Below are 19,570 nucleotides of genomic sequence, written 5' to 3'. Positions count from 1 at the left end.
CGTCCCGCGCCAGGGCGGCGTTCTGATGGAGGCGCTGATCTGGATTGGCGTGACGGCGCTGATTATCGCGCTGCCGCTATGGCTGCCGCGCTGGCGCCTGAAGCGGGCGCTGGCGCATCCGCTGCCGGCGGGCGCCCTCGACATCCTGGGCCGCAATGTGCCGATCTACGCGCGCATGCCGGCCGAGTTGCAGGCCCATTTGCAACGCCTGGTCGCGCAATTTTTGTATCAGAAGCGCTTCATCGGTTGCGACGGACTCGAGGTCGACGACGAGATGCGCCTGACGATCGCCGGCCAGGCCTGCCTGCTGTTGCTGAACCGGCACACCAAGGTGTACCCGGAATTGCACACGATCCTGGTCTACCCGAGTGAATTTCTGGTCGAACGCAGCGAGGTCGGCCCCGGCGGCGTGATCACCGAAACCGAAGACGGGCTGCTGGGCGAATCGTGGGGCGACGGCAGGGTGATCTTGGCGTGGGACCATGTGCAGCGCGGCGCGGCCGACTGGAGCGACGGCAGCAACGTCGTCCTGCACGAATTCGCCCACCAGCTCGACAGCGAATCGGGCGCGCCGAACGGCGCCCCCTTCCTCGGCGACGCCGCCAATTACCACAGCTGGGCGGCGGTGCTGTCGCGCGACTACGCCAATTTGCGCTACGACGCGATTTACCGCCAGCCTAGCGTGCTGGACCACTATGGCGCCAGCAACCCGGCCGAATTTTTCGCCGTCGCCACGGAAACCTTCTTTGAAAAGCCGCATCAGATGGCCGAGCGCCACGGCGCCCTGTATGGCGAACTGCAGAAATACTACCGGGTCGATCCGCGCGCGTGGCTGGCGCCGCCCGAGCCGCAACGGGACCCGCGCGACTACGCCGAGCATCGGTAAAATTGTGTTTGCCGGCCATTAAATTGAGGCATAATCAAACTGCTTGCACCGCCCGATACCGCCGATTGCGGCGGCGCGCACCCAGCAGATTTGCTCCAAAGCGAGGCCCCGCTTATGCAGTTTGAGGAATTCGAGTTTTTTTCGTCCGATGCCCCGGCCGCGCCGGTGGCCGCGCCGCGCGAAGCCGCCTCGCCCATTGTTCGGTTGCAATATTTGGTCGACAATACGCCCGCGATCATTTATTGCACCGTGCCCAGCGGCGACTTCAAGATGACCTTCGTCAGCAACAACGCCTTGAATGTGCTGGGCTACCGGCCCGAGGAAATGGTGGCCGATCCGAATTTCTGGTTCGATCATATCCACCCGGACGACGCGCCGAGTATCTTCTCCAGCCTGGCGCTGGTGTTTTCCGAGGGCCAGCGCGCTTATGAATACCGCTTCCGCGCCAGCGACGGCACTTATCTGTGGATGCACGACACGCTGCGCCTGATCCGCGACGAGCAGGGCGCGCCGCTGGAGGTGATCGGCTCGCTCACCGACATCACCAGCCGCAAGACGATGGAGGAGGCGCTGCAGGCGAAGGGCGAGGAGCAGCAGTTGCTGATCGGTAAGCTGCAGGAAGCGCACGACCAGTTGCTGCAATCGGAGAAGATGGCGTCCATCGGCCAGTTGGCCGCCGGCATCGCCCATGAAATCAACAATCCGGTCGGTTTCGTCAATTCCAACATGGGTTCGCTACAAGGGTATGTGACGACGCTGTTCGGCGTCATCGACCAGTACGAGCAATCCATCGCCACGCTCAAGGGCAATTCGGAGATGGCCGCGCGCGTCGCGCAAATCCGCGAAAGCGCCGACCTGGCTTTCCTGAGGGACGACGTCAACGACTTGGTGCGGGAGTCGATGGACGGCTTGAAGCGGGTGCGCGACATCGTCCAGTCGCTCAAGGATTTCTCCCATGTCGGCGAAACCGAGTGGCAAATCGCCGACCTGCACCACGGCCTCGACACTACCTTGAACATCGTCTCCAACGAGATCAAGTACAAGGCCGCGGTCGAGAAGCACTATGGCGTGTTGCCGCCGGTGAAATGCCTGGCGTCGCAGCTGAACCAAGTGTTCATGAATCTGCTGGTCAACGCCAGCCACGCCATCAAGGACCGCGGCACCATTACCATTCGCACCGGCTGCGCCAACGATTGGGTGTGGGTTGAGGTCGCCGACACCGGCGGCGGCATTCCGCCGGAAAACCTGAACCGCATCTTCGAGCCGTTTTTCACCACCAAACCGGTCGGCAGCGGCACCGGGCTGGGTTTGTCGCTGTCGTATGGCATCGTCACCAAGCACGGCGGCAAGATCGAGGTCGCCTCGGAAGTCGGCAAAGGCACCGTCTTCACGATACGCCTGCCGGTCAACCCGCCGGGCGGCCAGGCCGGGACGTAACTAGGTTCGGCTTTCTTGTCGCTGCGTTTCCCTTCCATTTTCCGCATATCGATGCGCGAAACCATTCGTTTTCCATCTTAACGGCGTCGGGTCTAATGGCGGGCATGTGCAATCAGCGCATCCCGATCACGCCAAGGAGAATCCTATGCATTACCGCTTCCATCGTTTCGCCGTCGCCGCCGCCGTCGCCGCCGGGTCGCTTATCGCGCCGCTGGCGCACGCCGATCAGCTCGCCGATATCAAGTCCAAGGGCGAGCTGGTCTGCGGCGTACTCGGCACCGACGAGCCGAACAGTTTCGTCGATCCGAAGTCGCGCCAGATCGTCGGCTACGAGGTCGACCTGTGCAACGCGGTGGCGAAAAAGCTCGGCGTCAAGGTCGGCATCAAGCAATTGGCGGTGGCCGCCCGCATCCCCGAGCTGCAACAGGGCCGGGTGGATATCCTGGCGGCGTCGCTGACGCATAACAGGGAGCGCGAGGCGCTGGTCGATTTTTCGATTTCCACCTTCATCACCGGCCAAAAGGTGCTGGTCAAGAAAAGCAGCGACATCGCCACCGTGGCCGCGCTGGCCGGAAAAAAAGTGTTGACCGTCAAAGGCGGCACGCAGGAGCCGAACATCCGCAAGGCGGTGCCGTCGGTCGACGTGGTCACCTATGAAACCACGGTGCAGGCCTACCTGGCGCTGCAGCAGGGCAAGGGCGCCGGCTATGTCGACGACGAGGCTTCGCTGCTGAACAATTTCGCCAAGCTGGGCGCGGCGCAGAAGGACTATCTGGTGCTGCCGCAAAGTATCAGCACCGAGGCGCTGGCGCTGGGCATCAAGAAGGGCGAAACCGGCTTGAAAACCCTGGTCGACGGCGTGCTGCGCGACCTGGAAAAATCCGGCGACGGCGAGAAGCTGTTCTTTAAATGGTACGGCCCGGCCACCAAGCTGAAATTCGAGAAGCGGACCTTCAAGTTCGATTCGGACAAGGTCGAGGCGTAACGGCCGCACGGCGCCGCCCGCCCCGCGCGGGCGGCGCTTGCGCACGACATCATGGCTCATTTCGATCTAGCATTACTCCTGTCCGGTAACTATCACGACTGGCTGCTGTCCGGCCTGCGCATTTCCCTGCAATTGAGCGCCGTCACGCTGGTCTTTGCCGTGCCGCTGGCCATCGCGGTGGCGCTGCTGCGGCTGGCGCCGTCGCGCGCCTTGAACGCCTGCGGCTTCGCCTTCGTCGAAGCGATCCGCAACGTGCCGCTGCTGGCGCACATGCTGTTCTGGTATTTCGGCGCGCCGGAATTGCTGCCGCAGGCGTGGAAGGAAAGCCTGTACGCCGGCAACATCGAGGCCGTCGGCGCGGTCGTGGCGCTGACCCTGTACACCGCCGCCTATATGGCCGAGGATATCCGCAGCGGCATCCGCGCTATTCCGCCGCAGCAGTTCGAGGCCGGCCGCGCGCTCGGCTTCGGCTTCCTGGCGACGATGCGCCTGTTCATCCTGCCGCAGGCGCTGCGCGTGACGACCCCGCCGCTGATTTCGCAAACCTTGAACCTGTGGAAAAACACCAGCATCGCCACCGTGATCGGCGTCGCCGAGCTGATGTACCAGGCGCAGCGGGTCGAGACCACCTCGTTTCGCAGCGTCGAGGCGTTCGCCTTCGCCACCGTCTGCTACCTGTCGGTGTCGCTGTTCATTAGCGCGCTGGCCGCGTGGTCGCAACAGCGCTATGCGCGCAGGGGGGCGTGATGCTTGAAGTGATACAAAATTACTGGGTCTATTTTCTGATCGGGCAATACCCGAACGGGCCGCTGGGCGGCTTGGCCCTGACCCTGTTGCTGGCGGCGCTGGGCTTGCTGCTCAGCCTGCCACTTGGCTTGTTGCTGGGCATGGCGCGCGTCAGCCCCTACCGGGCGCTGCGCTGGCCGGTGACGGCGCTGGTGTACGTGGTGCGCGGCACGCCGCTGTTGCTGGTGATCTTTTGGGCCTATTTCTTCCTGCCCAGCGTGACCGGGCACAAGACCGACCAGTTCAGCACGATGTTGACGGCGCTGGTGATTTTCGACGGGGTCTACCTGGCCGAGATTATCCGCGCCGGCATCCACGGCTTGCCGGCCGGCCAGGTCGAGTCGGCCCGTTCGCTCGGCCTCGGCTATGTCGCGACGATGCGCCATGTCGTGCTGCCGCAGGCGCTGCGCAATACGCTGCCGTCGCTGGTGAACCAGTTCGTCTCGACCATCAAGGAGACGTCGCTGGGCTACATCATCGGCCTGACCGAGGTTGCCTTCATCGCCTCGCAGATCAATGTGCAAGTGCTGACCAAATCCACCGAGGTGTACTTCCTGCTGGGCCTCACCTATTTCATCCTGTGCTTCGGCCTGTCGCGCTTCGCCTTCTGGCTTGAGCAGCGCGGGGCCAAGCGGAAAAGAGCGTTCGCCGTATGATCAAGTTTGACAAGGTAAATAAATACTATGGCGACTACCACGCGCTGGTCGACGTCACCGAGGACGTCGGCAAGGGCGAGGTGGTGGTGGTGTGCGGCCCTTCCGGTTCCGGCAAGTCGACCTTGATCCGCACGCTGAACCGGCTCGAACCGATCGGCTCGGGCCGCATCGAGGTGGACGGCCAGGACATCCATGCGCCGGGGCTGGACTTGAACCAGTTCCGCTCGCATATCGGTTTCGTGTTCCAGCAGTTCAATCTTTTTCCGCATTTGACGGTGCTGGACAATTGCGCGCTGGCGCCGGCCAAGTTGCGCGGCCTGAGCCGGGCCGACGCCGAGAAGCGCGCGCTGGCGCTGCTTGAGCGCGTCGGCCTGGCGCACAAGGCCGGCGCGCTGCCGGCGCAGTTGTCGGGCGGCCAGCAGCAGCGCGTGGCGATCGCCCGGGCGCTGGCGATGCAGCCGCCGCTGATGTTGTTCGACGAGCCCACCAGCGCGCTCGATCCGGAAATGGTCGGCGAGGTGCTGCTGGTGATGCGCGACCTGGCGCGCGACGGCATGACCATGGTGTGCGTGACGCACGAAATGGGTTTCGCGCGCGAAGTGGCCGACCGGGTGCTGTTCTTGGACCAGGGCAGGGTGCTCGAACGCGCCACGCCGGACGAGTTTTTCAACCGGCCGCAGCATCCGCGCGCGCGGCAATTTTTGTCGGATATCCGCACGCCGTTCGCGCGCGGGTTTTGAGCCCCTGACCACGGCGCCTGGCGCTAGGTGGCTTTATAGCGCACGTTGAGCCAGGTCGCCAGTTTTTGCCCGACCTCGGCCATGCCGCCGCAGCCGCCGTCCGCCTCCTTGAGCTCGAATTTGCGGCGCCCGCCGTTGCCGTTCGGGTAGCTGATGCCGAGGCTGGTAAATTTACCGCCGCAGGAGTAATACACGGTCATCCGCGCGGGGTCCGCGCTGGCGCGCCTGAGCGGGCGGTGCAGTCGGCCGTCGCGGTAGACCGTGGTGGGCAACCATTTCACCAGGTCGTTGAACCACGGCCAGAGCACGAACAGGGCGAACATGCTGTACGCCAGCGGGCCGTCGTTGGTCTTGTGGGTGGGCTCGCCGAGCGAGCCAATCACCGCCACGAGGATGAAGGTATCCAGGACCAGCAGGATCAGGACGCGGGAGACGGACGGCAATAATGAAATCGAAAACGTCTGCTCGTCGCAGCGGTACCGCAAGCGCTTGTTCCGTTGCCACTGCATCGCATCCGCCTATCGTTCATTTCGGGAGCGCATTATAGCGCCCGCCGCCGCGCCGGCGCCGCGTTACGCGGGTTTCGGCTGGTGGTAGATGCGGATGGTCAGGCGGCCGCCGCCCTTGGCCTCGAAGTCCTGCACCTGCTGGATCAGGCGGGCGTCGAGCACGTGGTCGGCCGCCAGCAGCATCAGGCCGTCGCGGCTGATCAGGTCGCGCGACAATTTCATGCCCGGCACCAGTTCGCCCGACAGCGCGGCGACGTCGCCGTTGCCGGCGGCGTCGCCGTTGTTGCCGTCCATGAGCTGGCGGAAGGCCGCCACCACCATCGGGTCGTAGCGCTTGCCGCTGCTGTCGTAGATTAGTTGCTTGGCCTCGTCGGCGCGCAATTGGCGCTGCACCATCGCGCCGATCTGCAAATTGTCGTAGTCGGACGCCAGCGCCAGGATGCGCGCGCCCAGCGGAATGGCCAGCCCGGCCAGGGCGTCGGGGAAGCCGGCGCCGTCGAAGCGCTCCATTTGCGAGCGCAACACGGTGGCGGCGCCGCGCAGGTCGTCCAGCGCCATCAGCAATTGCTCGGCGCGCACCGGGTGCTTGCGGAACAGGCCCAGGGTGTCGCCGGTCATCGACGTCAGCGGCGTACTCAGCAACTCGTCGCTGAAGCCGATCTTGCCGATGTCGAGCAACAGCGCGGCGATGAAGATTTCCTGGATTTCCTTGCCCGGCAGCGCCATCTCGACGCCGATGCGGCGCGCCAGGTCGGCGGTGCGGCGCGAGTGGCCGTTCAGGCTGCCGCCGCGCATTTCGATGATGCTGGAAAACAGTTTGATGGTGGTGACGAAGTTGCTCTTGAGTTTTTCGTTGGCCTGCAACACCTCGTCATGGGTCTTCTTCAACTGCTGGGTGCGCGCCTCGACCTTCGCCTCCAGGCTCTGGTTGAGCGTCTTGAGCTGGTCGTTCTGCTGCTGGGTCAGGCGTTCGAGGCGCAGTTTTTCCTGCTCCAGCACGCGCCGCTCGAGCGCGTGGCGCACCACCAGCGCGATGTCGTTGTCGTCCCACGGCTTGGTGATGTAACGGTAGATCTCGCCGCAGTTGATGGCGTCGAGGATGGACTGGATGTCCGAATAGCCGGTCAGCAGCAGGCGGATCACGCCGGGCCAACGCTGGCGCACCTGGGCCAGGAATTGGGCGCCGTCCATTTCCGGCATGCGCATGTCGGAAATAACCAGGTCGACCGCCTCCTTTTCCAATACCTCGAGGCCGGCCGCGCCGCCCTCGGCGGTGAGCACGCGGTAGCCCTTGGCGCGGAACAGGCGCCGCAGCGACGACAGGATGTTCGGCTCGTCGTCGACGCACAGCAAGGTCAGGGGCGGCGTGGCGACGGGCGGGGCCGGGGCGAATAATGCTTCTGTCATGAATGGGGGTCCTTGCCTTGCTGTTCGGCGTGCCGGATTGGCAGCGTGATGCGAAATGTGGTGCCGCGGCCGGGTTCGCTGTCGACCTCGATGCGGCCCTCGTGTTTTTGCACGATGCCGTAGGACAGCGACAGTCCCAGCCCGGTTCCCTTGCCGATGGCCTTGGTGGTGAAGAAGGGGTCGAAGATGCGCGACAGGTTTTCGCGGGCGATGCCGGCGCCGTTGTCGGCCACTTCCAGCCAGACCGAGGCGTCGTCGCAGCCGGTGCGCACCGTGATGGTGCCGCGCCGCTCGCCGATGGCGTGGGCGGCGTTGACGACCAGGTTCATGACCACCTGGTTGATCTGCGACGGCAGGCATTCGATGTCGGGGATGTCGGCGTATTCCTTGACGACGTCGGCCTTGTATTTGACCTCGTTGCTGACGATGTTCAGCGTCGAGTCGATGCCGTGGTGCAAATTGGCCCAGACCCATTCCTGGCTGGCGTCGACGCGCGAAAAATCCTTCAAGTCCTGGACGATGTGGCGCACCCGCACGATGCCATCCTTCGACTCGCCCATCAGCACCGGGATGTCCTCGCGCAGGAAGTCCAGGTCGATTTGCTCGCGCATCGTCCGCAGCGCCATGGCCAGCGCCGGCGCGGCGACGCTGGCCTCGGCGTCCTGGTAGGCGCGCAGCATGGCGAACAGGCTGTCGAGGTAGCCCTGCAGGGTGCCGAAGTTGGAAAAAATGTAGCCGATCGGGTTGTTGATCTCGTGCGCCACGCCGGCCGCCAGCTGGCCGATCGAGGCCAGTTTCTCCGACTGTAGCAGTTGCTGCTGGGTCATCGACAGCTTGTCGTTCAGTTCGGTCAATTCGAGGTTGCGCCGGCGCAGTTCGGCGTCGGCGACCTCGCGCTGGCGGATATCGTCCTCGAGCCGCTCGTTGGCCTCGGCCAGCTGGGCGGTGCGCTTCTCGACGATGTGGCCGAGGTTGTCGTGGGCGCGCCGCAGCGCGTTCTCGGCGACGCGCCGCTCGGTGACGTCGCGCATGGTTTCGATGGCGCCGACGATGTTGCCGTCGCCGTCGCGCAGCGGCGCGGCGGTGAAGTGCAACCAGTGGCCGCCCTCGCCGATGTTGGGGAAGAAGTCCTCGGCCTCGTAGGCGCCCGGGATCACCGCCGAGCGTTGGTGGCGCGCCAGCGCGACGCTGTCGGCGTCGACGATCAAGTCCGACAGCATGGGCCGCTCGCGCGCGTAAAAGGCCAGGCCGTGCTTGCTGCGCGCGCCCACCATCTCGGCCGTGTTCCAGCCCAGCAGGTGCTCGCAGGCCTTGTTCCAGTGCGTGATGACGTGGTCGGTGTCGATGGCGAAGGTGGCCACCGGGTGGCCGTCGAAAAACTCCGACAGCGCGATCGACGCCGGCGCCGCCGGCGGCTCGGCGGGGGGCGGGTGCGGCGTGTCGTTCAGTTTGCTCATACGCGGGCGCCCTCCGTCAGCCGACCAGGATCTGGCTCATCTCGTGGAAGGCGTGCTCGGTCTCGCGCAGCAGCGCCAGCCCGGCCTCGTCGCTCAGCGCCAGGGTGCGCCAAACCCGCGCCGACATGGCCGGCGCCAGCTCGTCTTCCTGGCCCGACAGGTCGAGCGCGTGGGCCAGGATGTCGGCCACGTGGATTGCCAGCGGCAGCGAGGCGACGTCCTGTTCCAGCAGCTCGTGGTGGCTGGCGACGGCGCCCTGGATCGCCGCCGGGAATTTCCAGTGGGCCGCCAGCGCGCCGCCGACCACGGCGTGGTCCAGGCCGAACACCGCGCGCTCGGCCTCGGCGGTGCCGCAGTCGTGGGCGCGGCGCCACGCCAGCGCCTCCTCGTACTGGGCCGGGAAGCGGGTCGCCAGCACCAGCGTGCCGAGGTCGTGCAGCAGGCCGGCGGTGAAGGCGGTTTCGGCGTTCTGGCGCAGCCGCGGCGCCAGCGCCTTGGCGGCCACGGCGGTGGCCACCGAATGGCGCCAGAAACCCGGGAAGTCGAAGCGGCTGCCCGGCAGCGGGGCGATGGCGCCGGTCACCGAGCAGGCCGTCACCAGCGTGCGGATGCTGTGGAAGCCGAGCACCGCGATGGCTTGCTGGATCGACGTGACCTTCGACTGCATGCCGTAGAACGAGGAGTTGGCCAGGCGCAGCGTCTTCGCCGTCAGCGACTGGTCCAGCGTGATTTTCCCGGCCAGCAGGTGGACGTCGACGTCCTCCTCCTGCATCGTCGACAGCAGCTCCATCACCACCACCGGCAGCGAAGGCAGGTCTTGGATGCGTTTGACGATGTCCTCGATTGACAGGGCGGCCATGTTCATCCGTTCTCGCGGTAGGTGGTCAGCAGTTGTAGCAGCCGCGGCGTGGCTTCCTCGGCGGCGCTGCGGCGGAACAGCCGCTCCAGCCGGCGCAGTTGCTGCGCCACGCGCGCCGCCCGCGCCGCCGCGTCCTCGGCGGCGTCGCCGGCGTCGGCCGGCAGCACGCTGCAAGCGTCGACGCCGCGCCGGCGCAGCGACGCCAGGTTGGCCTCGGTCAGGGTGGCGCCGTCGGGCAGCAGCACGCTGCCGTTGGCGTCGCGCAGGTCGCCGGCCAGCACCATGCCGGCGCGCGCCGCGTCGAGTTCGATGCGCTGCGCCTGGGCGCTCACGGCGCCGCCCCGCACAGCGGCGCGGCGCAGCGGCTCAGCGTGATCAGGCTGCCGCGCGAGGCCGAGTTGGCGCCCATCGGGTACACGGCGATCGAGTAAGCCACGCCGTCGACCTCGGCGATGTGGGTGTTGGCGGCGCCGGGCACGGCGCCGTCCTCGAACAGGTCCGGCAAGACCAGGCTGGCCTCGTTGCCGAGCAGCGCGCCGGCGCGCCGGAACAGCGTGTCGGCGGCCGCGTTGATGAAGGCGATCATGCCGTCGTCGTCCATGCCGATCACCGGCAGCGGCAGGAATTGCAGCAGTTCGCGGGCGATGTTCAGGCTGACCTCGTCGCGGCTGATCTGCTGCTGCTTCTGGCGCAGCAGCTCCTCCATCTTGCGGTTGGCCGAGGCCAGCTCGTGGTTGGCGGTGCGCACCTCCAGGTTCAGGCGCTCGTTCTCGTCGGAGATCTCCTTCAGGTGGAAGGCGGCGGCGATGTGGCCGCGCAGCAGGTCGTCCTCCCACGGCTTGGTCAGGAATTTGTAGATCGCGCCCTCGTTGACGGCGTCGGTCACCGATTGCAGCTCGGTGTAGCCCGAGAGCATGATGCGGATCGTGTCCGGGTACAACTGCTTGGCCGCGCGCAGGAAGTCGGCGCCGATCATGCCGGGCATGCGCTGGTCCGAGACGATCACGTCGATCTGCTGGTGCGCCAGCAGGTCCAGGCCCTCCTGGCCGCTGTTGGCGGTGAAGATCTGGTAGTCGTCGCGGCGCAGCAGGCGCTTGAGCGAGGCGACGATGTTTTGCTCGTCGTCGACCAGCAGCAGCGTGCGCTTTTGCTTTTGCATGCGCAGCAGGTGCGGCGGCAGGCAGCGACCCTCGCGCAGCAGCGCGCTGATGTCGTGCGGCGCCATCGGCGCGGCGAAGAAGTAGCCCTGGATCAGGTCGCACATATTGCGCCGCAAAAAGTCGCACTGGGCCTCGGTCTCGACGCCCTCGGCGACCACCTTGATGCCCAGGTTGTGGGCCATCGAGATGATGGTCTTCGACAGCGCGGCGTCGTCGATGTTGGTGACGATGTCGCTGATGAAGGCGTGGTCGATCTTGACGAGGTCGAAGGCGAACTGCTTCAGGTTGCTCAGCGAGGAGTGGCCGGTGCCGAAGTCGTCCAGCGTCAGGCACACGCCGAGCGCCTTGAACTGGGCCAGGCTGTAGGCGCTGGCCTTGGCGTCCTCGGTCAGCGCGGCCTCGGTGATCTCCAGGCTGAGCGCGTCCGGGCCGAGGCCGAACTCGTTGAGGGCGGCGGCCACCGCGCCGGCCAGTTGCGGGTCGCGGAACTGGCGCGGCGAGATGTTGATGGCGATTTTCAGGTCGGGCTGGCCGGCGTCGCGCCAGGCGCGCATGTCCTGGCAGGCGCGCCGCAGCACCCAGTCGCCGACGTTGCCGATCAGGCCGCTCTGTTCGGCCAGCGGCACGAATTCGCCGGCCGCCAGCAGGCCGGCGCCGGGGCGCTGCCAGCGCACCAGCGCCTCCAGGCTGGCGATGCGCCCGGTTTGCAGGTCCACCAGCGGCTGGTACATCAGTTGCAGCTCGTCGCCGGCGATGGCCTGGCGCAGCGCCGCCTCGATGCCGATGCGTTCGAGCGTGCGCAGGTTCATGCCGGTGTCGAAGTACTGGTACTTGCCGCCGCCCTGCTCGCGCGCGCGCGCCCGCGCCCGCGCCATGTCGGCGTAGCGCAGCAGCGTGGCGGGGTCGCTGCCGTCCTGCGGGTAGAGCGTGACGCCGATGCTGCAGACGGCGTGCACGTTGTGGTCCTCGAGCGCGAAGGCGGCGCCCAGGCAGGCGAAGATGTCGTCGCAGGCGGCGGTGATGTCGGCGGCGCTGTCGACCTCGTCGAGGATGATGACGAACTCGTTGCCGCCGTGGCGGGAGACGGTGTGGTGGCTGCGCAGGCAGGCCAGCAGGCGCGCGGCGCTGTCGCGCAGCAGTTGGTCGCCGGCGGCGTGGCCCAGGCTGGCGTTGACCAGGTTGACGTTGTCGATGCCCAGGCACAGCAGCGCGACGGCGTTGGCGTGGCGGCTGGACTGCAGGATGGCCTGCCGCAGGCGGTCGTTGAACAGGCTGCGGTTGGGCAGGCCGGTCAGTTCGTCGTGCACCGCCAGGAAGGCCAGGCGCTCCTCGTTTTGCTTGAAGGCGGTGATGTCGTTGAGGATGCCGATGTAGTGGGTGACCTCGCCGCGCTCGTCGGGCACCGGCGAGATTTGCAACTCGTTCCAGAACAGCGTGCCGTCCTTGCGGTAGTTGCGCAGCACCACCTGGACTTGCTCGCGGTTGCCGATGGCCTGGCGCACGGCGGCGACGCCGGCCTGTTCGCGGTCGTCGTTTTGCAGGAAGCGGCAGTTGCGCCCCATCACGTCGATCAGCTCGTAGCCGCTCATGCGGCAAAAGGCCGGGTTGGCGTACATGATCGGCAGCGAGGCCTGGCTGGCGTCGCAGATCAGCACGCCGTTCAGCGACGCCGCCAGCGCCCGGTTCGACAGTTGCAGCATGTCCTTGAGCTGGCGCCGCGGCTCGAGGTCGCTGACCCACCACAGCAGATGCTCGGGCTGGCCGGCGGCGTCGACGATGCAGTAGCTGGCGATCTGCGCCCAGTTCAGCGTGCCGCCGCGGCGGATCAGGCGTACCTCGTGCTTGCTGCTGGCGCCGGGGCTGGCGAGCAGGCGCGCCATGTCGGCCTGCAGGGCCGCGCCGTCGTCGGACACCATGCGCCGCGTAAAATGTTTGCCGACCAACTCGGATTCGGCGAAGTCGAGCAGTTTGCACATGCGCTCGTTGGCGTGCAGGAAAAAACCGGCCAGGTCGAGGTGGACGATGCCGACAGGGGCCTGGTCGAAGCTGGCCTGCAAGCCGCTGTGGGCGGCGGCGCGCGCGTCCGGCGTCGTGCCGGCGGGCGCTTCACTGGCTTGCTTCTGGTTTGCGTCCATCAAACTGTCCCATCCTTACAGAGCTGGCGTCCGGGAGGGGTGGCCCCGCCCGCTGCGACCACGGCTGCGGTGGCATTTTATTATACGGCGAAAGATTGGCTTTGCCGTGCCGCCGGAACATTTTTTGCATTCGCGCCCAACGTGCGGCCGCGTACAGAGGCGCCGCCGGCTTTGGCGCACCCTCGCTGGCACACGCCAACTACTTTGGAGGAAACATCATGAGCGACATCATCGCAGGCCATTTCCAGTTGCAGCAGCAAATCGACGAGGCCCGCGCCGCGCTAGTGCGGGACGGATTCGCCGAGGCGCGCATCAGCGCCTTTTACGTCAACCAGCCGGGCCAGCACGACGTCTACGAGTACGGCGGCGACCGCGACATTTCGCCGGGCGCCAAGGACACGCCGCAGGGCGTGGGCAAGGGCGTCGTCGCCGGCGGCGCGATCGGCGCGGCAATCGGCGCGGCGACCGCGCTGGTGACCGGGCCGGCCGGGCCGGTGGTGGGGGCGCTGGTTGGCGCCCACGTCGGCTCGCTGTATAGCCTGCACAACATGAAGGAGGCCGGCGAGGCGGAACGGGGCGGTGAAAACCGCCTCGAACCGCGCCGGCCCGGCATGTTGATCGCCGTCGCCTGCGCCGACGCGGCCGAGCAGGAGCGCGCGCTGGCGCTGCTGGGCGGACTGGGCGCCGAGCACTTTGAGCGGGCGCAGGGCGATATCGTCGACGGCGACTGGGTCGACTTCGACCCGCTCAGCCTACCCGTTCCGGCGCGCTGACGGGCGTTGGCGCCGCCCGGCGGCGCGCCGCCGCCTCGCGGGCGGGCGCGGGCGGGCCGAATAATTTGCCTACTTTAAAGGCACAATGTCGGTATTATTCCTGTTAGTATGAAATTAGTACCTTGCCACCGGCCCATGCCGAAGTGGACCATGGCCGCCGCCGCAACGCCGCCGCCAGAGGAGCGCTAACGAGTATTGATAGGAGGACGCGTCAATGACACAAGCATGGGTGGTTCTCACCAGGGTGGACGGGCGCGACGTGGCGGCGCCGTCGGCGGCGCAACTGGCCGAGGCGCTGGGCGAGGTGTACCGCGCGCCGTCCGGCGCGGAAGGCGCCGGCGCGGCCGTGCTGCGTTTCGGCTACGACGACGGCTTGATGTACGAGGTCGAAGTGAGCGGCGGCGGCGACGTCAAATTCGAGGAATGGTCGGACCGCGATTGCGAGATCGCCCTGGCCAGCCCGAGGCGGATGGCGGCGCTGAGCCAGCCGGACGCGCTGCAGTTGTGGACGTGGCTGGCGCAACGCCAGGTCGCCAAGATCCGTAGCCAGCCGTGGCATTCGGACGGCTAGCGGCCGCGCCGCCCCCCTTGCCGTTATTTGCGCGGGCCGGCAACGCTGAACATCCACCCGAGGCAACCAGCCGGGGCCAAACCTTCAGGTTAACCCCGGGGCTACGCCCTTGGTGTGTATCGTTGCCACGCCGAAGCCGCCTACCTGAATGCCCGACTGTCCGCCTAATGCGCCATCAGCACCGGAATCGTCATGCTTTCGAGCACCGTGCGGGTGACGCCGCCGAGAATGGTTTCGCGAAAGCGCGAGTGGCCGTAGGCGCCCATCACCAGCAGGTCGGCCGCCACGTCGGCCGCGTGCGAGAGCAGGGTGTCGCCGACGGCGCCGGGGCGGCGGCGGCCGCGGCCGCCTTGGCGCGGCGACTGGCGCAGCGCGATGTTACCGATCACGCCGTGGCGGCGCAGGTAGAGCGCGATCTCGGCGCCCGGGTCGGCGCCGTGCTCGGCGGCGTTTTGCTCGGCGTCGAGCACGACAATGTGTACTTCGGCCGCCTGTTTCAGCAGCGGCAGCGCGGCGCTGACGGCGCGGCTGGCCTCCTTGCTGGCGTTCCAGGAAATGAGCGCGCGGCGCGGCGCCGCCGCCGCCGCGCCGGCGTACGGCACGATCAGCACGGGCCGGCCGGAATGGATCACGACATAGGCGGGAAAGTCGCTCATGACGGCGCTCGACGGTTGCGCCGGGTTCAACTGGCCAATGACGACCAGGTCGGCGTAGCGCGCCAGCAGGCTGACGCCGCCGCCGGCCTCGTCGTCGACGACGCTCTGTTCGAACCCGTCCAGGCCCAGCGCCGCCATGCGCTGCTCGAAGCCGGTCAGGGCGTGGCCGGCGCGCTCGCGCAAAAAGCTCAGGTGCAGCGCCAGGTTCGGGTCGTCGTCGATGTTGGTGACGTTCTGGTAAAGGAAGCGCGAGACGCCGGTGAGTGCCACGCCGACCAGGTGGCCGCCCTGGCTGCGCGCGATGGCGGCGGCAAGGTCGATGCGCGCGCCGGCGGAGGCGCCGTCGTCGATATGCACGAGTACGGTTTTATAGGACATGGCGTGGTCCTTACAGTGCGGATCCTTCCATGGTACCGGAAAACGCGCGCGCGCGCCCTGTCGCCGCTCAGCCGGGAGCAAGCTGGGCGTTTGATCCAACGCAATATCGAGTGCAGGCGCACCTCATAGACTAGGTTTTTAATTGTAAAAACAATAATCAGCGACGAGGAGTAGACATGGACGATAAAAAAGTGGCCCTGGTAACGGGCGGTATGGGCGGCCTGGGCACGGCGATTTGCCGCCGCCTGCACAAGGCCGGTTACACGGTGGCGGCGACGTATTCACCCGGCAACGACCAGGCCCAGCACTGGATCGAGGCGGAAAAGGACGAGGGCTTCCGCTTCACCGGCTACAAGGTCGACGTGGCCGACTACGCCGACTGCGAATGGATGATGCAAAAGCTGCTGGCGGAGATGGGGCGCATCGACATATTGGTGAACAACGCCGGCATCACGCGCGACCAGAGCATGCGCAATATGAAACCGGAGGATTGGAGCACGGTGCTGCGCACCAACCTCGACAGCGTGTTCAACATGAGCAAGCAGGCGCTGGAGCCGATGCTGGCGCAAAAATGGGGCCGCATCATCAATATTTCGTCCGTCAACGGCCAGAAGGGCGCCTTCGGCCAGAGCAACTACGCCGCCGCCAAGGCCGGCATGCACGGTTTCACCAAGGCGCTGGCGCTGGAAGTGGCGCGCCACGGCATTACCGTCAACACCGTCTCGCCCGGCTATTTGCGCACGCGCATGGTGACGAAGGTGCCGGGCGAAATCATGGCGACCAAGATCCTGCCGCAAATTCCGGTCGGGCGCCTGGGCGAACCCGACGAGGTGGCCGCGCTGGTGGCCTACCTGACGTCGGAGGAGGCCGGTTTCGTGACGGGCGCCAATATCGCGATCAACGGCGGCCAGCACATGAGCTGAGCGGGCCGGCAAGGGGCAGTGGAGGAGACAACACCGCCGAGGCGGCGCATAGACGCAGGTCCGGCGAGTGGTAGCAAGCGGCGCGTGCCGTGGCGGTAAAGACGGGTAGTCCATGCGCCAGTGGTGAATCAGTAATGAATCACTGGTAAAAAAGCAGTAAAGCGCAGCGGTAAAGCACAGCGGTAAAGCATCGTAGTAAAGAGCGCGTGTAGTGGCGGGGCCCGCAGCGTAAGCGTCGATCAGGCGCCTTATCTGCGGGCCTTTTCCATATTCGTCTGGCAGGCGATGCAAAAGCGCGCCTCCGGGCGGGCGTCGAGGCGCGAGACGCCGATGGCTTCGCCGCAGCTTTCGCAGATGCCGTAGCTGTCGTCTTTAAATTTGGCGAGCGCATGCTTGACGGTGCGCAGTTGCGCGGCGTTGTGCTCGGCCGCTTCGTTGACCAGCTCGTTCAAGGTGCGCAGGCTGGCGTTGTCGGCCGGCGAGGCCTCGATTTCGCTGGAGGCGCCCGCGCGCAGGCCGGCCGCGACGGCGTCGTCGGCAAGCTGGCTGAGCAGCGAAACCTTGCGCCGTTCCAGCAAGCTTTGCAGCCGCGAAATTTGTGCCTGGTCCAGTCCGTTCATTGCCGCTCCGCCCGGGGTGTGCCTACCCAGCCATGGTAGCCCATCGTCCGGCGTCCGGCTTGAGGTACTTGAGGCGTTTCGATTGACTCAGCTCAACGGGGCCGCGCGCGTCTGTGCAGCGGCGTAAATGCAGGGCCAGAAGGTCTGGCCCCGGCTCTTTGCCTTTGGTGTAAATTTCAGCGTTCGCGTCCCTCTGACGCCATCCCCGACGCCGCGCGGCGGCGTCAGCCCGGGCCGGCTTTGTCCTTTTTCAAACCGGCGAAATGCTCGTGCATGTGCCCCAGCGCCTTGGCGACGCGGTCGGGTTTGCCGGCGATGACGGCGCCGGCCAGGGTCAGCAGGTCGCTGCCAATGGCGATCAAGTCTTTCAGGTTGTTGATCCGGGCGATTTTTTGTTTGGCCGTGTCGGTTAGCTCCATCAGGCTGTGCTGCGACGTGTCCAAGCCCTGTAGCGCGTAGCCGCCGGCGTCGATGTAGAGTTCGTTGGCGCGCTGGCGCAGGCTGACCTCGGCGTCGAACATGGTTTGCGCCTCGGCCTGGCTGAGCACCAGCTCCAGGCCGGGCGGGGCGGCGCCCCCCAGCGGGCGCTTGCGGATCGCCCGCATCACGCGCGTGTGCAGCGCGTCGGCCGCGTCAGACAAGCTGTCGGCCAACTGCTCGACCTGGCTGGCGCTGGCCAGCGCCGGGTCTTTCCGGTCTTGGTAATCCATGCGGGTTTCTCCTTGCTGGCTCTTCAGTGCTGGCTGGCGTCGGGCGCGGCGCGGCTGGCGCGCACGTCGGCGCCGGGCGCCGCTGGCGTCGGTTCTGGCGGCTGCCCCAGTTGCGCGGCCAGTGCGCGCTGGCCCTGGATAAGCGCGGCCAGGTTGTGCTCGGCCACGCGGTGGCGCCGCTCGACCAGGCTGTATTCGGCCGCCTTGTTTTGCTGGTGCGCCCTGGCCAGCGTGGCCAGCAGACGGTCGCGCGGCGCGTCGGCGAAGGCGATTTCAATGTCGAACAGGCCGAGCACGATGCGCTTTTCGTTGGCGCCGGTTTTGTCGTAGTAGCGCAGCAGCGCCGCCATTGCGTCGAGCAGACTGCGCAAGGGCGCGTCGCCGTCATTGACCATGGCGCGCACGGCGCGGTCCTGGTAGGGCGCGCTGAGCGTGTTCGCGACCAGCGTGGTCAGGCTGGTGTAGGCGGCGACGTGGCGCTCGTCGATGCCGCTGTCGGGCCAGGACTGGATGGCGGCGCCGGCTTGCGCGGCCGGCGCGGGGTGGCGCTTTTGCTCGGCGCCGGCCAGCGTGCCCAGCGTGTGCAGGTAGCGCACCACCGCTTGCTGGATGCGTACGATGTCGTCGTAGGCGGCGCGGCGGCGGACGTCGAGTTCGCGTTCGCGCGCGTCGGCCTGCCGCGACAGATACGGTTGTTCGCGCTGGTAGGTGTCACGGTAGCGCTCGCTCAATTCGGCGAAGGCGTCCAATTTGGCCGACTCGGCGGCAAATTCGCGCACCTCACGCATGCGCTCCTTGCTGGCGGTGGCGCAGCCGCCCAGGGTAATTGCCAGTCCCAGCGCGATGATACAGTGGCGGAGTTTCATGCGTTCTTTCGGCAACGTTTACCTGTCCTATTGATAGGATATTGTTGCGCCTGGCTGCGGGCGCCGTCTTGAGCGAAAACAAGGCGCCGGCGGGTCGGCCGCGGCCGCGCCGACGGGGGGGAGCTAAACGTCGCTTAGCGCGGCGCGCCAGCCCAGCCCGGCGTCGGTGCCGGCGCGCGGCCGGTATTCGCAGCCAATCCAGCCGGTGTAGCCGATCCCGTCGAGCAGGGCGAACAGGTGGCGGTAGTTGATTTCGCCGCTGCCTGGCTCGTGCCGTCCGGGCGTGTCGGCCAGTTGTATATGCTTGATTGACGCCAGGTTGGCGCGAATCGTGTTGCTCAGCTCGCCCTCCATGCGTTGCATATGATAGATGTCGTATTGCAGGAACAGATTGCCGCGGCCGCAGTCGGCGATGATGGCCAGGGCCTGCGCGCTGCGCGACAGGAAATAGCCGGGCATGTCGTAGGTATTGATCGGTTCGATCAGCACGTCGACGCCGTGCGGCCGGCAGCGGTCGGCGGCGTAGCGCAGGTTGTCGACGAAGGTGGCGCGGGCCAGTTCGGCGTTGGCGTGCGGCGGCGTGATGCCGGCCATGCAGTGGAGTTGCTTGACGCCCAGCGCGGCGGCGTAGCGCAGCGCCAGGTCGACGCCGCCGCGGAACTCGGCCGTGCGCAGCGGGTCGCAGGCCATGCCGCGTTCGCCGGCGGCCCAGTCGCCGGCCGGCATGTTGTGCAGCACCAGCGTCAGGCCGTGGCGGCGCAGTTGCTCGGCGATGTCGCGCGCTTCGTAGGCGTAGGGGAAGAGGAATTCGACGGCGTCGAAGCCGGCTTGCCGGGCGGCGCCGAAACGCTCGAGGAAATCGTACTCGGTGAAGAGAATGGACAGGTTGGCGGCGAATTTGGGCATGGGGTGCAGGGGCAGTGGGTGTTGCTATCTTAAAGCAAAACCAAGGGGGGGCAGACCCAGGGCGATTGCATGAAGAATCAGGCCGGCAGCCCCAAGACCTTGGCAAGATAGTCGGCGCTCCATCCTGCCTTTAAGCGTTTGCTGGCGATT

General features: G+C 66.6%; 20 protein-coding genes. 9 read left to right on the top strand and 11 right to left on the bottom strand.

Features of this window, described 5'->3' with window-relative positions:
• Positions 1 to 25: 25 nt before the first annotated feature.
• The 6 genes from ACFDR9_RS16950 to ACFDR9_RS16925 all read left to right on the top strand — a co-directional run bounded on the left by ACFDR9_RS16950 (position 26) and on the right by ACFDR9_RS16925 (position 5,490).
• Entirely contained in the window at positions 26 to 886 is an 861-nt protein-coding gene (locus tag ACFDR9_RS16950) for a zinc-dependent peptidase (protein ID WP_409031760.1), read from the top strand.
• 114 nt (positions 887 to 1,000) lie between these two features.
• A complete protein-coding gene (locus ACFDR9_RS16945) occupies positions 1,001 to 2,323 on the top strand; it encodes an ATP-binding protein (protein WP_017876675.1) in 1,323 nt (440 codons plus the stop codon).
• A gap of 145 nt (positions 2,324 to 2,468) precedes the next feature.
• The gene (locus tag ACFDR9_RS16940) at positions 2,469 to 3,308 is read left to right on the top strand and encodes an ABC transporter substrate-binding protein (RefSeq protein ID WP_409031759.1); all 840 of its coding nucleotides are present in this window, start codon (positions 2,469 to 2,471) and stop codon (positions 3,306 to 3,308) included.
• Positions 3,309 to 3,359: 51 nt separating this feature from the next.
• The gene (locus ACFDR9_RS16935; protein WP_409031758.1) at positions 3,360 to 4,055 is read left to right on the top strand and encodes an amino acid ABC transporter permease; all 696 of its coding nucleotides are present in this window, start codon (positions 3,360 to 3,362) and stop codon (positions 4,053 to 4,055) included.
• A complete protein-coding gene (locus ACFDR9_RS16930; protein ID WP_409031757.1) occupies positions 4,055 to 4,750 on the top strand; it encodes an amino acid ABC transporter permease in 696 nt (231 codons plus the stop codon). The genes ACFDR9_RS16935 and ACFDR9_RS16930 overlap by 1 nt, the downstream gene beginning before the upstream one ends.
• Complete coding sequence (locus tag ACFDR9_RS16925; RefSeq protein ID WP_409031756.1) at positions 4,747 to 5,490, top strand: amino acid ABC transporter ATP-binding protein; 744 nt, start codon at positions 4,747 to 4,749, stop codon at positions 5,488 to 5,490. Before ACFDR9_RS16930 ends, ACFDR9_RS16925 begins: the two co-directional genes overlap by 4 nt.
• A 23-nt stretch (positions 5,491 to 5,513) precedes the next feature.
• Here the strand turns inward: ACFDR9_RS16925 and ACFDR9_RS16920 are convergent, their stop codons facing one another.
• From ACFDR9_RS16920 to ACFDR9_RS16895, 6 genes are all read right to left on the bottom strand, one after another.
• Positions 5,514 to 5,999: a hypothetical protein gene (locus ACFDR9_RS16920; protein WP_409031755.1), complete on the bottom strand. Its 486-nt coding sequence runs from the start codon at positions 5,997 to 5,999 to the stop codon at positions 5,514 to 5,516.
• Between the two features lie 63 nt (positions 6,000 to 6,062).
• Complete coding sequence (locus ACFDR9_RS16915) at positions 6,063 to 7,406, bottom strand: HD domain-containing phosphohydrolase (RefSeq protein ID WP_026132868.1); 1,344 nt, start codon at positions 7,404 to 7,406, stop codon at positions 6,063 to 6,065.
• Positions 7,403 to 8,863 carry an ATP-binding protein gene (locus ACFDR9_RS16910; RefSeq protein ID WP_409031754.1) on the bottom strand — a complete coding sequence of 487 codons (1,461 nt, stop codon included), beginning with the start codon at positions 8,861 to 8,863 and terminating at the stop codon, positions 7,403 to 7,405. The genes ACFDR9_RS16915 and ACFDR9_RS16910 overlap by 4 nt, the downstream gene beginning before the upstream one ends.
• A gap of 16 nt (positions 8,864 to 8,879) precedes the next feature.
• Entirely contained in the window at positions 8,880 to 9,722 is an 843-nt protein-coding gene (locus ACFDR9_RS16905; RefSeq protein WP_409031753.1) for an HDOD domain-containing protein, read from the bottom strand.
• A gap of 2 nt (positions 9,723 to 9,724) precedes the next feature.
• Positions 9,725 to 10,054: a hypothetical protein gene (locus ACFDR9_RS16900; protein ID WP_157406576.1), complete on the bottom strand. Its 330-nt coding sequence runs from the start codon at positions 10,052 to 10,054 to the stop codon at positions 9,725 to 9,727.
• Complete coding sequence (locus ACFDR9_RS16895) at positions 10,051 to 13,017, bottom strand: EAL domain-containing protein (RefSeq protein WP_409031752.1); 2,967 nt, start codon at positions 13,015 to 13,017, stop codon at positions 10,051 to 10,053. Before ACFDR9_RS16895 ends, ACFDR9_RS16900 begins: the two co-directional genes overlap by 4 nt.
• 218 nt (positions 13,018 to 13,235) lie before the next feature.
• Here ACFDR9_RS16895 and ACFDR9_RS16890 point away from each other — a divergent pair, with 218 nt between their 5' ends.
• Entirely contained in the window at positions 13,236 to 13,790 is a 555-nt protein-coding gene (locus tag ACFDR9_RS16890; RefSeq protein ID WP_409031751.1) for a hypothetical protein, read from the top strand.
• A gap of 214 nt (positions 13,791 to 14,004) precedes the next feature.
• On the top strand, positions 14,005 to 14,361 hold the full coding sequence (locus ACFDR9_RS16885; protein ID WP_035787640.1) for a hypothetical protein: 357 nt from the start codon (positions 14,005 to 14,007) through the stop codon (positions 14,359 to 14,361).
• A gap of 164 nt (positions 14,362 to 14,525) precedes the next feature.
• Here ACFDR9_RS16885 and ACFDR9_RS16880 read toward each other — a convergent pair whose 3' ends face one another.
• On the bottom strand, positions 14,526 to 15,395 hold the full coding sequence (locus ACFDR9_RS16880) for a universal stress protein (RefSeq protein WP_409031750.1): 870 nt from the start codon (positions 15,393 to 15,395) through the stop codon (positions 14,526 to 14,528).
• 176 nt (positions 15,396 to 15,571) lie between these two features.
• Between ACFDR9_RS16880 and phbB the strand changes: the two genes are divergently transcribed.
• A complete protein-coding gene (phbB, locus tag ACFDR9_RS16875; RefSeq protein WP_017876661.1) occupies positions 15,572 to 16,318 on the top strand; it encodes an acetoacetyl-CoA reductase in 747 nt (248 codons plus the stop codon).
• Positions 16,319 to 16,566: 248 nt separating this feature from the next.
• Here phbB and ACFDR9_RS16870 read toward each other — a convergent pair whose 3' ends face one another.
• The 4 genes from ACFDR9_RS16870 to otnI all read right to left on the bottom strand — a co-directional run bounded on the left by ACFDR9_RS16870 (position 16,567) and on the right by otnI (position 19,420).
• Positions 16,567 to 16,938 carry a TraR/DksA C4-type zinc finger protein gene (locus ACFDR9_RS16870; RefSeq protein ID WP_017876660.1) on the bottom strand — a complete coding sequence of 124 codons (372 nt, stop codon included), beginning with the start codon at positions 16,936 to 16,938 and terminating at the stop codon, positions 16,567 to 16,569.
• A gap of 224 nt (positions 16,939 to 17,162) precedes the next feature.
• On the bottom strand, positions 17,163 to 17,648 hold the full coding sequence (locus ACFDR9_RS16865) for a hypothetical protein (RefSeq protein ID WP_017876659.1): 486 nt from the start codon (positions 17,646 to 17,648) through the stop codon (positions 17,163 to 17,165).
• Between the two features lie 23 nt (positions 17,649 to 17,671).
• On the bottom strand, positions 17,672 to 18,514 hold the full coding sequence (locus tag ACFDR9_RS16860) for a hypothetical protein (protein WP_017876658.1): 843 nt from the start codon (positions 18,512 to 18,514) through the stop codon (positions 17,672 to 17,674).
• 123 nt (positions 18,515 to 18,637) lie between these two features.
• On the bottom strand, positions 18,638 to 19,420 hold the full coding sequence (otnI, locus tag ACFDR9_RS16855) for a 2-oxo-tetronate isomerase (RefSeq protein ID WP_409031749.1): 783 nt from the start codon (positions 19,418 to 19,420) through the stop codon (positions 18,638 to 18,640).
• Between the last annotated feature and the right edge of the window lie 150 nt (positions 19,421 to 19,570).

This window comes from Janthinobacterium sp. CG_23.3 (assembly GCF_046115965.1).
Taxonomy (GTDB): Bacteria; Pseudomonadota; Gammaproteobacteria; order Burkholderiales; family Burkholderiaceae_D; genus Janthinobacterium.
The sequence above is the reverse complement of the archived record's forward strand: the minus strand, read 5'-3'. Positions and strand labels throughout refer to the sequence as shown.